Source organism: Shewanella decolorationis (assembly GCF_004354305.1).
GTDB classification, from domain to species: domain Bacteria; phylum Pseudomonadota; class Gammaproteobacteria; order Enterobacterales; family Shewanellaceae; genus Shewanella; species Shewanella decolorationis.
Window position 1 is genome coordinate 3,182,659 of record NZ_CP037898.1, and the last position, 16,262, is coordinate 3,198,920.

At 43.9% G+C, this 16,262-nt stretch carries 7 protein-coding genes; all 7 read right to left on the bottom strand.

All coding sequences use genetic code 11. The features are described 5' to 3' along the window. Nucleotides 1-33 precede the first annotated feature (33 nt). The 7 genes from EYR25_RS14285 to EYR25_RS14315 all read right to left on the bottom strand — a co-directional run bounded on the left by EYR25_RS14285 (nucleotide 34) and on the right by EYR25_RS14315 (nucleotide 15,599). A complete protein-coding gene (locus EYR25_RS14285; RefSeq protein WP_165953504.1) occupies nucleotides 34-1,272 on the bottom strand; it encodes a hypothetical protein in 1,239 nt (412 codons plus the stop codon). Then, a complete protein-coding gene (locus EYR25_RS14290) occupies nucleotides 1,272-3,218 on the bottom strand; it encodes a ParB N-terminal domain-containing protein (protein ID WP_133180944.1) in 1,947 nt (648 codons plus the stop codon). The genes EYR25_RS14285 and EYR25_RS14290 overlap by 1 nt, the downstream gene beginning before the upstream one ends. Before the next feature lie 83 nt (nucleotides 3,219-3,301). Next, nucleotides 3,302-8,434, bottom strand: coding sequence for a DNA phosphorothioation-dependent restriction protein DptH (gene dptH, locus EYR25_RS14295; protein ID WP_133180946.1), 5,133 nt, complete (start codon nucleotides 8,432-8,434; stop codon nucleotides 3,302-3,304). Then, entirely contained in the window at nucleotides 8,415-9,740 is a 1,326-nt protein-coding gene (dptG, locus tag EYR25_RS14300) for a DNA phosphorothioation-dependent restriction protein DptG (RefSeq protein ID WP_133180948.1), read from the bottom strand. The genes dptH and dptG overlap by 20 nt, the downstream gene beginning before the upstream one ends. A 1-nt stretch (nucleotide 9,741) precedes the next feature. Then, nucleotides 9,742-11,334, bottom strand: coding sequence for a DNA phosphorothioation-dependent restriction protein DptF (gene dptF / locus EYR25_RS14305; protein WP_133180950.1), 1,593 nt, complete (start codon nucleotides 11,332-11,334; stop codon nucleotides 9,742-9,744). Nucleotides 11,335-11,657: 323 nt separating this feature from the next. After that, entirely contained in the window at nucleotides 11,658-13,355 is a 1,698-nt protein-coding gene (locus tag EYR25_RS14310; RefSeq protein ID WP_133180952.1) for a toxin-antitoxin system YwqK family antitoxin, read from the bottom strand. 9 nt (nucleotides 13,356-13,364) lie between these two features. Next, the gene (locus EYR25_RS14315) at nucleotides 13,365-15,599 is read right to left on the bottom strand and encodes a hypothetical protein (RefSeq protein ID WP_133180954.1); all 2,235 of its coding nucleotides are present in this window, start codon (nucleotides 15,597-15,599) and stop codon (nucleotides 13,365-13,367) included. Between the last annotated feature and the right edge of the window lie 663 nt (nucleotides 15,600-16,262).

The window sequence follows — 16,262 nt, forward strand, 5'->3', positions numbered from 1 at the left end:
ATGGTAGCCCCCTAAATCAGGGGGTTAATACATTTAGCTTATAGCAAATGTATCTACCAAAATCTCTTTTTGTATACTTTTATTAAAACAAACCCATTTACATTTCATTTTTTCAAAAACAGGTTTACCAGAGGCATCTTTTTCTATTTTTGAAATAATGGTCATAACAGTTTCCATTGATAGCTGAGCAGATGAAGCTGTTAACGGATTATAGCCATGCCCATAAATTGATTTATTTCTCAAATCCTTCACCTTGTCCACCTTAGATATCAGACTTGCATCTAAAGATAACGGAAATTCATCAACAAAAATCTCCCATACATTCCCAAAACCACCGGCTCCGACCCATTCGTAATTGCATTTTTTATGATTATATCTATGCAGCTTTATTCTTGAACCATCGGGTTTGGCCCTACTGGCACCAATCAAATAACCAGTCAGGTAAGTTTCAAGGATTCTGATGGATGTGGATACACAAAGTGAATACTTCTTAGAATCGTAAAGGTTCTGGCAAATCAAATATAAATAGAATGCATAGTAAAAATACACATCTGACTTATTTGTATCACCTTCGTAAACTCTAATCATCGAGTCAAACTCATCTATATATGCAACCCTTGCATTTATATATTCCTTTGTCTGATCACTAATACGTTTATTTCTAAAAACAAAATCATTTAAAAAAGACCTATAGTTTTGAAATGAGACTCTAAGCAACCTTTCCTTTTCATCTACAGCTAGCAAAAAACTATCATCAACAGGAACTTGATATAAAAAACCTAGTTCATATCTAACTAAGTTAAATGCAGTCTTTATAGACTTACGCAACAATTGAGTCACATAAGCGTCAGGTAAACTAAGCCCTATTAAACCTGTCAATGCTCCTTTTCGGGTGTATAGACAAACATCATACATATCTCTCGCGATTAGAACGCCTTTGTAAATATTGGATACAGAAAAGGTAACAAGGCGTAAATCATGAGAAATATAGAGATACTCATCCTCCCCCAAAAGACAAGTTTTCACGTTACAATAATCATTTAACCTCTTCAGACCAATATATGACTTGGAGATAAATGAAATCTTCACATTAGAGCAAAAAAAAGATTGTTCGAATTTATTCTTGTAAAAAGCAAATGCTTTTGAGTCTCCATATATTACAACTTCATAATTGTCATATTTTCTAGTAATGAAAAGCTGAAATAAATAATTGTAGATGGAACAAGAATTTCCATCCATTTTTATTGAATGATTAACAATAACAATCATCATTAACTCATTACATTAAAATCAAAACCAATAATGCTTCTTAACTCCTCAATTACACTTTCAACTTCTTCAGAAACATATTTCATCACCAGATTATCAAAAATATAGTTCACGCTTAACTTTTCAATTTTCCCAAGCTTTGCGTTTTCCAAGCTTAAATCTTGGTCGCGTTTAGCTTGATTTAGCTCGTCTATCTCATCTTCATTAAGATTCAAATATCTAGGATATTCAACCTTAAATGCTTTAATTCTATTCTCTCGATATTTTGATAGATACTGATTCAGTGATTGCTCCGAAAACTCAAATAATATCTTTTCGACATCCGCTATTTGATCATGGTGTAATTCATTATCTAAAAGCATGCTTTTAATGTCTAGCCCACTAATCAAGCTAATTATTAAGTCATGCATATTTTTCCTTGTTCCTTCCGTACCCTTTATCCTCCCATCCTGCCAAATATTGTATTGACAGAAATTATTGGCGAGGGAAAACAAATCCAATTCACCATCAAGAGCTTTATTTATTATCCAAACCGCTAGCTTAGTTATATCTTTAGCAGAGTAATAGTTTCTGAGTTTTGTCAATAGACTATACCAAACTTCGAATAACGCCCTCTGAAACAAAGCATAATTAATAAGTCTAGCATTTGACTTCTTTCTTTCTTGCTGTGATTCAAACACAAACTTCGAATAAATATCATCAACGATTCCTTCGTCATCTTCATGGACCGGTGATGCATTTAAAATAGCTTTATAAACTATTTTATACTTTGGAGCCATCTTATCTCGGCCACTCATTTTCTCATGCATGTTCCGCATTAAGCTGGAGTGAATATCAAACCCAACATTAAAAACATCGATACCGGATATAAACTCGTAAAGCCGATTTACGAGTGTTTCTTTTATTATTTCTTCAAACTCTGTTCTTTTAGAAAGATCAAATGCTTCCCAATCAATATCCTCATTGCCATCCAATACGTGCTTAAGAGCTCTCTGCGACCCTCCAATAGTCTCACTCAAAGCTTTATCAATGATACCAATACTTGTGACACTATATTTTTTCGTAAGAATTGTAGAGTCTTTTTTACTTTTTGTATTCCACTCTATTGCAGACAATTTAACTCTACCTTCTTCAGGCTCATTAATAATCATATCGCAAAGCTTTCGTATTACAACCGAACTAACATTATTATCTTTAAGCAAAATAGTGAAATGACCACCAACTTGCTCCATCGTGGCGTTAACGTCAACAAATAAATGTCTAAACACTTCAGTTGAGCTAGGCACTTTTTGTTCACTATACTCATCAGTTGAGTGTGGAGGAAAAACTATGCAGACCGGAAGGTGCAACTCGTTTAATAATTCTTTTTTGTTTGACTTCAGCATCTCTTTTATAGCGTACAAGCGATGCTGGCCATCGATCACTACTAATCTTGAACCATTACTTTCTATATTCAACCCTATTTCCACTGGCGACTTTTGAATTAGATATTCACCTAATTTTGTAGCATGTTTCTGAGTATTTGATTGAAAGCCTTTAATCTGAAATAGATCTCCCCAATTTGCTTTAATAAAGCCACCATTCTCAATAACATTCTGCTTTGGATAGAAAGGTGAAACCTTTTCATTTCTTACATCCAATATCGCGACCAAGATGGGTGGAAAAAATACAATATTACTCTTTAACTCATCTACATTTTTATTAGAAGGATAAAGATACTCAGCAAGATCTCTTATTGCACGATCTTCGTCAATATCTCTTTGCATCATCATTTCAAAATCCAATTTATCATTTACTAACTCTCTAGCAAATGTCAAATATTTAAGATCCTCAACATCAAATGATGCCAAAACATAATTAACAGGAAAAGAACCTGCTGCAGAGAAGCTTCCAAAGGTACCAGTTCTCTTTAACTCAAATAAATCTTTTTGCTCGAAACTTTTCATCATATTTTCTCATCAATTCGAATCAGCATAACTAAATTTAGACTTATAAAATCAATCATATAATTACGTTCTTATGGCCGATAGTGTCACAAAAATATCTCCCAAAATGCCCTATCCCGCATCTTTTGTAGCTTCTTCGCACCATCAATATATAAGCTATGATGCTTTTCAAGCTTATTGATGGTTTCCATCAGCCGCTCTTGCTCTGCCTTTTCATTCACGCTGAAAATGGCCTTGATGTCTTGTGGTTTAATTTTGGCGACGCGGTGCACCACCCAGGTCATCACGTAACTGGAATAGTCGTTTTCGCCGGTCTGGAAATGGGTAATATCTTGGGTCGAGAGCACCACACCAACACCATATTCGCGCCCTTCTTTGAGGATTTTTCGCAGGCTGGGGAAGTTTTGTGACATAAAATTATCGGCCTCATCCACCAGCACAAGCTTGGTGATTTGGCGATAGTCACCTACCACCTCAGGCTTACCATGCTTTTGCATTTGCGAATAAAACAAGTCTAAGGTTAACGCCACCACTAGGTTTTGAACCTCAGAGGGATATCCAGCCAGCTCTACAACAGTAATGCCACTAATCAGATCATACAGACTCATGCATTGGTCATTTTTGTCTTCAAAAATTTCCAGCTCATACAAGCTTTCGAGCGCTGCATAAAGTGAATCTTCATCGGGTTCGGTTTCAATAAACAACTCCCACACATCGGCGATAGTTGGTGCCAGTTTTTGCCATGTGTTTGGGTCAGATTTATTGATCCCCGCAAGCTCGTAGGCCTCGCCAACTAACTTACGCAGCTTTAACTGCTGCTTTTGGCCTAAGTTAAAGGCTTTACCCATGGTCTCAGCAAAACCTCGCGCCGTATGCACGGGCAGCATAGGGGTATCGCCATAGAGGCTAAGCGGGTTATAGGGCAATTTATGCAGTTTGTATTTTTTGGCCTGTGTCGCATCGATAAACTTATCGTCGACATAGTCTGACTTGTAATCAAAAATCAGCATGCCGATGGGCGCGCCATTAACGTTATCCGCTTGATTACGATGCAGTTGAGTAATGACCGACTTGGTAAATTGGGTTTTACCCGTGCCCATGGTGCCAATAATGCCCGTATTGGTATTCATAAATTTGGCAGTGTTAGTCGGCTCCCAATTTAGCGGCGCTTCGGTACTGGCGTTGTGGCCAAACAGCACCGACAGGTTACCGCTGGATGTGGCAGCAGGCGTTGGCATTGATAGTGAGCCGGAAGACAAACCGGTAGAGGCAGGCTGCGAATGCGCGCTTACTTCCGCCTTTGAGTGCCCGTCTTCGTCATTCCCGTCGGTTTGCTGCTCAACCTCATACTGTTTAACGCCATCTGTGGTAAGTGCCTGTTCGGCCGCCGATTCCAGTGCGATGGCCTTGGTGCCATTGGTCAACATGAATTTGGGCGGCACATGGCACAGTTTGGCGATGTCGGTGGTGCTTAATAGGCCCTGTAGTGATGTCTCGACCAGGGTTTTAAGCATTGCCATGGGTAAGTCGATGCGAAGTATGCCATCTATCAGTTGATAATCGGGCTCGAATACCGCATCGCTTTCGAGGTGGCTGACCACAAAACCCTGCGGATAATCGGCAATGCCCGCAAGCTCGTAATCACCCTTGAGCCAACGCTCTTTGTCCTCAAGCAGCGCATCGAAGTAGCCAGCGTTAAACACGTTATAGAGGCGATACTTGTCGATTTGCATCAGCACCTGGCGCATAAATAAGCCGCGGTGCAACTTACCGGCGACAGTGCGATTGCCAAGAATATCCTCTGTCATATACCTAAGCAGCGCTTTGGCCTGCGTTATCGCCTTTTGATAATTTGGCGTGGCGCCGGTTTTTACCTCCAGCGGCAGCAGATACATTTGCTGAGCTTTCAAACCAACCAACAGCACGTCGTCGGAGATAGCGCCTTTGACATAACCGTTAAGCTTGCAGGAAAAATCACTCTCAGATATCGATAAGCCAATATTACCTGCAACCCGGATCATCTCGCCCACCGACAGCGGCACCCAGGTGATATCGGATTGATGCAGCAGACTGACGATAAACTTGTAGGCCCCTATGATGCCCTTGCGCTCTTTGTTGACCTTGTCAGTGCAGGTCATCATCTTGAGTAGCCAATCACCATTGAAGGCATTGAACTCATTCAGCCTGCCGCCCTCATCTTGCTGGATCACCCGCTCAAACAGTTCAGTTTGTGCCGTCACCGTAATGGCATCGTAGCTGGCCGAGCTGGTGTACTGATCGGAATAATGAATCAGCACCACATCGTCGTTACTGTGGAAAAAGTCCAGCGTGACCTTGGGGTCGATGATGGTGGTCCAAATCGAGCTTTGATAAGAGCGTTTAAGCAGGGTTTTAAAATCTTCGTTGACGGCGATGACCACGGCGTCGGTCCCCTGATAAGGGGTATTGGGTTGCAATGCCGGTTTTATCAGCGAGCCGATATATTTGGCCATTTTCAGGTGTGGCAGGGTGTTGTATTCAACGCCTTTGAGCCCAAAACCAGTGAGGTACGAGCCATTGTCACTCTTTGAGGCTTCACCGGAGAGTAAACCATCACAGGCGATGCCGGAAACCATGCTGTCTATCGCAATACTGGTGCAATCGACCTTGTTGTTATTGCGAAAGAAAGTGAGATGCGCGTAGGCCTGCCCGGTAGACTCGGCCTGAGCGTTGGTAAACTTGCTATAGGTTAAGCGCGTGCGCAGCAAATCAATTACGGTGTCGGCGGTTTCCCGCGCCTTACCCTTATTAAGCTCGAGCCATTCTTTCAGCTGGTCATAATTGCCGGTTTCTGCAAAACGGTCGAAGGCATTAAAGGACAAGTCATCGTCATACAGGTTGACGTGAATGGCGGCCGATTTGTCCATATTGGTACGGATATAATCAACCAGCCCTAGAAACAATTCGTGGGCAGCGTCCTGATTAACGGCGTTAACCAAGATACTGCTTTCACTGCCGCTAAACAGCTTCTCAAAGGCAAGTTGAAACTCATCCAGTTTCTCTTTGACCAGCTTGCGTACAAAGGTCAGCGAGCTCTTTTCCTGCGGCACACTTCGCAGCCAAAATGCGTTTTCTTTTACCCTTTGGTTATAGGCAAACCCGTGGGTTGAATGAAAAACGTATGGCAATAACCCTGTCGCCGACAAACGCTCAAAGGTTACGTCCGGCAGTGATTTAAAACTCTTATCCTGCTGCATTGTTTGGCAGAGGTAGAGGTTGTATGCCAGCAGCAGCGGATGATAAGGCGAATAATATTCTTCGCCGTCCAGATTCACGATACCTATTTTAAGCGCCAGCTTTTGAGTTTGAGAGAGCATGCCGCCCTTTGGGATGACCTCAAAAAACCTAAGAAAAGCATCAACCAATTGACTCACAATGCCGGTTAATTCTGCACCCCAGGAAGCAAGTGACAAGGTCGTTTTTCGCTCGCTCAAATAATCAAACAGCGATTGGTAAGCCGAATGTAAGCCATCATCCACGGCAATCAGCTGTGCAACATCAACCGACTGCGAATCAAACAGCGCAACCAAGCGTTTTGTGACAAAATCCTGCTCCCAACGCAGCAGTTTGATGCGCAGCGCTGGCACCACAAACTCACTGTTATCTAAATTGACTTTGCCCTTTTGGTATAACAGTTCACCGTTGTAGTCATCATTAAAGAGCTTATGAAACCGGTCACGATTAAGCAGCAGTGGCAAACTTAAGGAGTCGGTTGCCACCGCGCCTTCCACGTTGAAACACAACTGGTTTTCACCGGACTGTATGATAAAGTCGATTTCATCGGACTCGTTTGCCAGTTCTTCAAAATCCACCACGCCATAGTCGGCACTATTTACAACCTGTTTGGCATCGGTCAATGACACTGGTTGGGTGCTCGTTTGACTGATGGGGAGTTTGTTTTCATCCATGTTCAGGGTTAAGCGCAACTTGGAAGGCTCAACCAGAAACAGACTCTTAATCGGCTCGATGAAAAACTCGCCCTTACGCAGCACCAGACAGCGGAAGTTGTAACCCTCGGACTTGTTTTCTCGATCAAGCTTTAAGGTAAAAAACTGCGGTGCTTGCTGATATCTGGCTTTTAGCGTGGCACTGCAGCCACTAAGTGCGTTGTTGCGGGTACCGATTTGATGCTCGACCTTACAGCCCTTGGCACTTTTAAGACTGAATTGGCTCTTATCCAGATTATTGGCGCCGCTGAAGCTTAACTTGAGCTCGTAATCATCCACATCGGCATCAAGCTCGATGATGATGTGCCGGTCACGCATGCCGGCTTTTGATTCGGACTTATTGCGGGCGGTAATAACCATGCCTGCAGAGCCCTGTTCATTTTCGAGAACCAATTGCTGAATGGAATTACGCTTTATCTCATCAAGGTAGGCTTGGAAATCGATCTTTTTCCAGCTATCTGCATCAGAAAAATGTTCACGGATAAACTTTTCGCCAAAGGACTTAAGACGGTCTTCGAGTTGGTCACCAAAGTGCTCTACTTCATAACTGATCTCTTCATACAGCGACCGGTTTTCAGCAAGGCGGCGACGAAGCTGGGCTGACTGGCCTTCGTACATATCAATTTGCGGGTCGTTAAGCATACCAAGCTCGTCAAACCGCAAATCGCCGTCTCGCACGGCGTTATACAGGGCTTCGAAGCCAAACATGGTGGCGCCGTCTTCCAGAATGGCATCAAACTGATCATCAAGCAGGCACAGCGACACAGCTCGCCTGTGATCCTGCTGGTCAATCAAGCCCGTCAACGCCTGCTTAATGGACTTAGTGCTCCAAACCTGCTCTGGTTGCGCAAGGTCTTCGGCCGAGTTAATCACAGTATCGAGCAGGCTGTTATGGATGATTATCAGAGCGCAGCCAGTCAAAAAACCACTCTGCCCTGCGACTTCGTCACGCAGCAGTGAGATGTAGTTTTCGGTAAAGCCCCGTGACTCGTGCGGCTCTTCACTTTGCATAACGGGCACAACTTTACAGTGGCTAAGCTCAATGTATGGCAGTGACACACCGTGCTCGGTGATAATGTCGCCATTTTTTTGGGCTATGAGCGCTTGATATAAGCGGATGCTGTTTTCGCTGTCCGGCGACTTAAATTGATAACGAAAGCCAGCCTCAATAACAGCACCAGCCTTGCCCAAAAACTGCTCAACCAAAAATGTTTCAAATGGTTTTACGGACATACACTGCATCTCCACTGTCACTCATGCGCTCCACGTTACCTATGCGCTCGTAAAATTTAATCAGCTCTTGCTCTGTTTGCTTATCAACAAAAATGCCACGCAATTTGAACTGCTCCAGTAAATCATGGAAGCGTAATTTGTCTTCTTCACCAACCACAAGATTGGTGAGCAATATAATGTGGTCCTGATTCAGCACCAGCACACGCCCTGAGCGCCCACGCGACTGAATGAAATTTGCCGCCAGATGTTTTTCGACTTCCTGTACGTATTTTTTGTTGATGTTGAGACGCTCACCAACATTAAACTGAGCCATCGCCAGCTTGATGATGTTATCTAGCCAATCTAAAGCGCTGTCAGAGCGGGTAAACTCGGTATCCAGTTGTCGCTGATTCTTAAATGCATAGGCAAAGGCTTCGAGGCGCGATTTAATATCCAATTGACATTCAGCAATGTCATGGGCGATTTCCCACAGAGGGCGTTTTTCGGCATCTTTGCGCTGTAATAGTTCCAACATGGTTAGCATAGGGAATAAGCGTTCCGAAGATGCTTTAAACAGCCCAAAACCATGATTTTTCACATGAGCACGCTCGTTACTGGCACGCTCATGATCCATGATGAAGTAAAGTGGTTTTGCACTCGGCTTTTCACCACTTCGCCAAGAAGGCAGAGATAGCGCGAGTTGGGCTGTGTAGGTAAAGCCGTAAAATGACAAGAAGTGTTCGAATTCGCTCAGCAAATACTTGGGACGACTCGCCAGAAAGCTTAAATCCTTGCGAAAAACTGCCGACAGGAATGGCAAATAAGGCCTTTCTATCAGCTCTTCGGTGCTGTCATCCTTCATTTTGCTGCGCAAGGTCTGCAGTATCTCACGTTCAAGAAAGTTGAGATTACCATTGAAGGTACCAATCCTTTGGCCCTGGGCAAGGCTGGTAAACATGGACGCAATCCTGCTGTCGCCAGCGTTAATCAAACTCTTCTGGGCGCGGAATAAAAGCAGCTCGGGGCTCACATCCAAAATGCTTTGCTGGTCAAAATACATTTCTTTGAGTACATCCCAAAATGCTTCTTCGCCGAGCTTTTCCTTAAGCGAGGCCTCGCAATCCAGCACAAACTGCTCGTACTCGTATTTTTCAACCTTTTTACGCAGTAGCCCCTGTAACACCAAGCCAATAACAGCGGACCAATCGAATTCATTGCCCTTGGTACGGATAGGCAGGTAGCTGTTCAAACTATTCTTGTTTGGAACATCTGCAGCAGTTTGTGGCAAATCTGCGTTTACCGGCATAGTAAATTTATCTGTCGTCATCTCAGATACCACTCACTTCAAAGTATTCATGATCTTCGTTGGTCACCTTGTACCTTTTGTCTCCTTTGAGGATCAGTAAGGTGTCCTTTTCGTTGGCGACTGAGACAATCTGTTCAATCACTTCGTCTAGCAGCAAGACCGCATTTTTATCGTGTTTATTTGGCCGATAGCCTTGAGTAATCCGCTGTAGTAAGCCAAAAAGATTCATGCTGATAGGCATAGGTTTTAACGGCTTGTCATCTACCAAGAGCTGCGCATAAAACGCGCCGATTTTATGTGAGCGATTCTCTGAAATTGCGCCGTAATTGGGCTTTACCTCAAGCTCTACAGCAGTTTTAAAGCCGTTGTATTCGCTTATAAAGTAGGCATCTTTGTCCAAGGTGTGAGCATGACGATTGCAGTAACGATGAATAGCCGCAATCAAGGTATCCTTATAAAATGTATTCAGCTCTTTTTTCTGCTTTCCTGAACCATCAAAATTCTTATGTAACAGCCAGATAGAAGCATACTGATCAACCAGTGTATTGCTAAAGTCGTCACTGAACGCTTGAGCAAAACCTGCGCCCAAAAGAGCATCGTCTCGAAGCAAAAATGCAAGACGCAAACAGGAAGCTGCTGTTTTAAGTTCAAACACCCCAAACTCTTTTAGTTTGGCTTTAAGCGCTGAAAAGTCCTGCCCAGTCACACCCAATCCAAACTGAAGTACGAACTCATCAATTTTTCGGGTATGCAGATTACTCGGATCGAAGGTCTTGATTTGCAGTAACAGCTCGTTATCGCCGCCGGAAAACAGGTTGTCGAATAGATAACCGTCCGTAGCGAGTAGTTGAAACAAAAAGTCCAGCAGCGAACGCGCGGTCAAAAACTGATCTTTAATGAGTCTTGCCTTAAGCAGCAAATCAATGACGGCTTGCTGAACAGAGGGCAAACCAAGCAGCAAGAAATTAGCCGTCACATAGTCGTGACCATGCTTTACCACCTGGTTTTGGTGCAGGGCGAAAAATGGATTATCCAAACTCTGCTCGGTAATGCGCCGAATCAGTTTGAGGGCGAAATCAGAGGTATTGCCCTCGTCTGAGAGTGAAAACTTGGGGTAGTCTTCAAAGTCCAGAAACACAAAATTTGTGGGGATGAGATCACGCCGCCCGTTCAAAAACGCTTTAACGGCTGAAGTGATGTCTTGGTGCTCAACACATCCCTCTTCGGCATAATTCCCCAACATGCCGATGTTTATGCCCACCACCAAGGGACGCCCAGAAGCTTTCGACTCCCTGAAGCGCTCATCCAGTGTGTTGATAGCCGTTTGGTCTGGGCTAAAGCTATGAGTCGCATCTAAGTGGAAATCGACTTTTGATTTCCACTGCTGCTTATATTGGGTAAGAATTTCGGACTTGCCATCGCCACTGGAGCCACACAGGAAGATAATTTGTCCAGGCTGCGACTGCATGAGCTTAGCTTTGAAGTCCGCTTCAATGTCGGTCTGGATATAGATATGCTTTTTGTAAGTAGTCAGCTGACTTTCTGAGGTCCTGTCAGTGCTCACCGCAAAGGGTGACGATTTGGACAGAATGGATAATGCATCGATGAGCTTCAATGACCACTCCTTGGATGAAGAAAGAACAAATTCCAATGAGTTTATCTGCTTAACCATAAGAAAGTCATCAAGATTTTTTCATGGCATTACTAAAAAATCACAATTTACAGGACTTCATCACAATAAACTTAGAGCATCAGAACAACCGTAAACTTGCATAAAAGTAAACCGAAAGATGGATAGAAACACTAAATTGTCTAATCGAGATAACTTAACACAAATTTTAATCTATAAACGTCCACCAACAGCTATACACACTAGTTGCACCAAACTGCCCCAACATACTATCTAGCTAGGGCGTGTTTGCCTGAGTTATAAGTTGGCTATTCCCCCACATCGACACCATTTTGATAATGGTATTCGGATGAGGCTTCACCGTTGAAGTAGTACACCAACTTACCGTGTAATTGGTTATCAACGTACTCTTCGCTTCGCTCTAAGCTGCCATCTTCGTTAAAACTGTAGCTTTTGCCTTGCAATTGGCCTTTATTATCATATTGCTTTTGTCCTAATAAATGGCCATTAACGGAGAAAGCTTGCCATTGACCGACTTCGTGCCCAGCCCGATACTGCCCATGCCATAACTTGACCTGATTGTAGCTACTTTCATCAACTAGCCATTTGCCTTCACGCTGGCCATTCACATACTGCCCTTTGGCCTGAATTTGTTTATCAAAGTCACGCTGTAAATATGCACCATGTAACTTATCGTTTTTGTAAAACGCTTGATGCATTACCGTGTCATCGGCGGCAATTTCAATCTGTTCGCCATTAAGCTGGCCTTGTTGATTAAACTGCTCATTACGGGTCATATCAGCATTTTTTGTTACCCACTTGCCAACTTTTGTGCCGAAGTGATATTGCCCAGTAACAAACCCGCCGTCTAAGGCGTTATCTTCACGATATGCGCCGTGCATTTCACCTTTGCTGTAGTTTATTCGTCTTATATAGCCATTCCAGCCATCGCCGATAAATACGCCTTCGTAGCGCCCTTTGAGTTGTTCTTCACGTCCGATTAATTCACCAGTGGCAGTAAAACGCTGAAGCAGACTCCAGTCCTTCACGGTATCACGCTGATATTGATAGGTTAATGCTCCTGTTGCATCGAAACGTTTTTGCGTAGTCAGCCGACCTTTGGCCAGATATTGCGTGTCAGTTTGGGTCGAAACGTTACCCGTATTATCATAGGCCGTATTTTGTATTTCACGCCCCTCTTTATCATAGACTTGTTGCTCAACTAACCGCCCTTGCGGATCAAAACGTTGTTGTATCCCTACCTGCTTATCATGCTGATAATGTTTAATTTCTCTAGGCACATCAGCGGCTTGGTAAACCAACACTTCACCGTGTAATTTTCCTTTGATGTAAAACTCTTTAGTGAATAACCAGCCTTCTTTTGTCCAGTAAAGGCGCTCGCCTTCTCTTTTACCCGCGACCATATTCACGGTTTGCTCTGGCTGACCATTGCTATGGAAGCTTTCATATAAGCCTTCCATTCCCTTAGCGCCATAGGTTACCCGTGTTTGCAGTTGGCCATTGTCAAAATAACTTTGCGCTAATCCTGACTCCACACCATTCGCATAATGTTGATGGTCGCGTAATTGACCATTGGCATGGTAACGTTTTTGCTCACCGTGGAGCCTGCCATTCAGATATTGGTACTCACCCGAGCGTGTTCCATCTTCCCAGTAATACAGATGCGTTCCCTGATAACGCCCTTGTGCATCGCTATGTCCCTTGCGAGAGAGTTGACCATTGGGGTGATAAAATTCAAAATCACCGACGATAACACTCTCCGCTAAATTGGGGCCGTTGACTGTCCCCTTAAAAACGGGTTTATCCGTCTCTACATAAAAAAGCGTTACTGGCCACACGCCATTTTGCTCAGTCGCTTGCTGTTTCTGGTAGTAAATCGCCTCACTAGGCACCGCGCTAGGCTGCCATTGTTCGTCGAGTAAGATGCGTTCAGCCAGCACATTAAACGATAGAAATAGTGTAGATAATAGTAATAAGGCTCTCATATCAGCTCCTTAAGGTAAGGCTGGGAATGTAGTAACCCACTGTTTATTAACGGGCTCGCCGCTAACTTTCAGGTATTCAATCGCCTGCACTCGCCCTTGCAGCTCAAACCAACGGTCTTGATGAAGCACTTGCTGTAACGGCCGTTGATAAAAATCGTCGCGCTCCCCCGGCATAAAAGGCGCGAGAGGAATGTTCTGCGTATTTAAAAAACGATAACGGCGCATCACCTCACCCACGGTTTGCGTGGTATCGAGTTCTGGCAATTGAGTGGTATCAATCAGCCAACCTTGCTTAGGTTGATACGCAATCGCTTGCCATTCGGGCGTCCCTGTACAGCTCAGGGCGCTACTGACTTTAATATCGTAAAAATTACGACGGATCCCATCGGCACTGGTGAGTTGATATAGAACAGTCTTATCAAGATGTTCCGCCATACTGTTTTCGGATTTAATCTGCGTCCATTGCAAGCTGTAGCCGTCAACTTGGGGCGCATCCACCACAGTTAGCGAGCACACGGCGGCTTGCTCGGCGCTTAACTGTAGGCTCACACCATACTTAGCTACCATTTGGGGTTCGAGTAAGGCGGGATCGGCGACTAATGTCTCTTGCGGCTTATCGTAGCGCGCATACATATCATCACGGTAAAGCGTGCGCTGATCCACAGGGGGATAAGCGACGTTTTTCATGTAATCCCCCATTGGAATAAAACGAACATCTTGGGTCAGCTCGCTACCCTCATCCGGTGTATTCACATAGATGGTTAGCGCCTGTGGCTCGGCCGGAAAACTAAACAAGGTGGTGGGTTCAAATTGCATCGATGCAGCTAACCCCAACATATTGCGTTCGGCTGCGGTTAACCAAGCTGGCCCTTCTACCGACGGCGATTGGTACTTCATCATGGCGCCTTCGGCACCGTCAAATCGCCCCGCTAACCAAGATTTATGGGTTGGGTCACGCGATGTCAGCACATAAGAGAAGGGCTTATCGGGGATGGGAGCAAATTCCAGCTGTAAATCTTTATACTGCAAGGACACCGTTTTGTTTGGATCGGGTGTTAATGCCAGTTTAACCAGCTTGGCGCCCTGATAGTGGGCCTTAGCACGAAACTCAGTCACTTGGGAAAACAGCTCGGAGGGTTCATTCCAACCGACGAGTAAATGTTGCTCTACGGATTTATAAAAACCATCCTTTTCAGCGAAATTAAAGCGATAAATCTTACTGAGTTGTATCGGTAAAACACTGCCATCGGCGCTGTGCGCCGTAATATCGGTTAGATGAAACTCTCCCGATGCTTTTAAACCTGAAAAATCATGTTGATAGGTAAGGCTGAGTTGGTCATCATAAAGGTCAAAGTAACCCGCATCGTAGGTAAATACCGCCTCTTGTCTTAAGGGTTTATTGGCCTCTTCAAGTGATAATTCGGGCTGTTTTTCATACTCACCCGGTGGGAAATCGTAATCAAAAGCCACTCGCTGCGACAGGTCGCCCAGCTCACGCTCCTTAGGCACCATAATCACATTGCTGCGCATCGTCCCCTTAAAGCCGTAACGCTCAAAGGGCACCTCAGCCACTAACCCCATCTGCACAAGCCACCCTCGGTCGCGCTCGAGCATCAGTTGGCCGTATATTTTGGCTTGCTCACCTTCGCTTTCCACCTGAGCCAGAACATGGGTGTCAGTGACCTTTAACACGGTAAGCTTTGAATTAGCATGGCCTTGATAGGCCGGAAGCATCACCACAGCCCCCACTTCAGCGGGTATCGAATTAATAAAAACCGATGCGCTAAAGAGCTTTTTAAGTTCCTGCTCAAGCTCAAGGCCGCGCTCTGCCAGCATGGCTTGCCAGGCCGGTTTATTTAACGCGCTAAATTCTTTAACGCTGCCATCGTCTAAATCTAATGAAAATTCAAAGCCCTGAGAGAAAATGGCATGCATTTCGGGATTTCGCTCAGCCCGTTCACCGCTGCTCACGCCACTCCCTTGGCCATCTTGCATTTTCATATAATCGACATGCACTTCGAAGCGGCTATTTTTACCTGCCTCGAGCACCTTGTAACGCAGTAATTGATGGGATGTGGTGTCCACCGTTTCATTACGACCACCTGCCTCGACTGAGATGCGGGCAGTGCTATAGACTTGATACGCGCGCTCATCGCCTTTTTGTGGCTTAAACTCCACATCGGTATCGCCAAAAGAGCAGGCAGATAAGAGAAAACATGTAACTACGCTAACCAAATACTTCATGGTTATTCCCTGTAACTGAATATTAAAACGCCGCATTATGCCCGTTAATTGGACATAAATACATTTTTGAGGCGATTTTTATCGGGATCTCTATTTGAGCTAAGCATATTATTGATGGAAGGTGAGCGCGATTTCGAATTCAATTTGCTCTGTGCTGCGGTAGGAATTAGACAGTAAAAGAACTATATCAAGCATCCCCAGATAGGATTGCAACAACTTACGGATAATATTCGATGAAAACGCTAGCGACTAAAACGATTGAATAAGGTAATAAAAAGGTTACAAAAAAGATAATGACATATATTTTTTGGAATTATTTAATAATATCCATCATAAGCTCAACCTGCAGTCAGAAATAACAAAAACACTATAAAATCAAAATCATGCTCATCAATCGCAAATATTCATTTTGTAAGCGTGCTATTAGATTCTTTCCTCATCCAAGCATATTCACTAAGCAGCATCGATAAGCCTCTAGCTCAACATAATAGAATGCTGTTTATTGATGCCAATAATAGGCTATGGGCGATATCGCATATGATTGCCGGCAGTAAAATAGCCATATTGACAACCAAAATATTATTCAGTCAAAAGTATTAACTTAATTAGCTTTAACCATAACGGTATTAGTGAGCGAAAAACTCAATATTAATATTGTTCCGC

What these genes read in the sequence shown, in the direction of transcription:
- EYR25_RS14285 (WP_165953504.1), bottom strand. Translation starts at nt 1,272, where the DNA reads ATGATGATTGTTATTGTTAATCATTCAATAAAAATGGATGGAAATTCT.
- dptG (WP_133180948.1), bottom strand. Translation starts at nt 9,740, where the DNA reads ATGACGACAGATAAATTTACTATGCCGGTAAACGCAGATTTGCCACAA.
- EYR25_RS14315 (WP_133180954.1), bottom strand. Translation starts at nt 15,599, where the DNA reads ATGAAGTATTTGGTTAGCGTAGTTACATGTTTTCTCTTATCTGCCTGC.
- EYR25_RS14310 (WP_133180952.1), bottom strand. Translation starts at nt 13,355, where the DNA reads ATGAGAGCCTTATTACTATTATCTACACTATTTCTATCGTTTAATGTG.
- EYR25_RS14290 (WP_133180944.1), bottom strand. Translation starts at nt 3,218, where the DNA reads ATGATGAAAAGTTTCGAGCAAAAAGATTTATTTGAGTTAAAGAGAACT.
- dptH (WP_133180946.1), bottom strand. Translation starts at nt 8,434, where the DNA reads ATGTCCGTAAAACCATTTGAAACATTTTTGGTTGAGCAGTTTTTGGGC.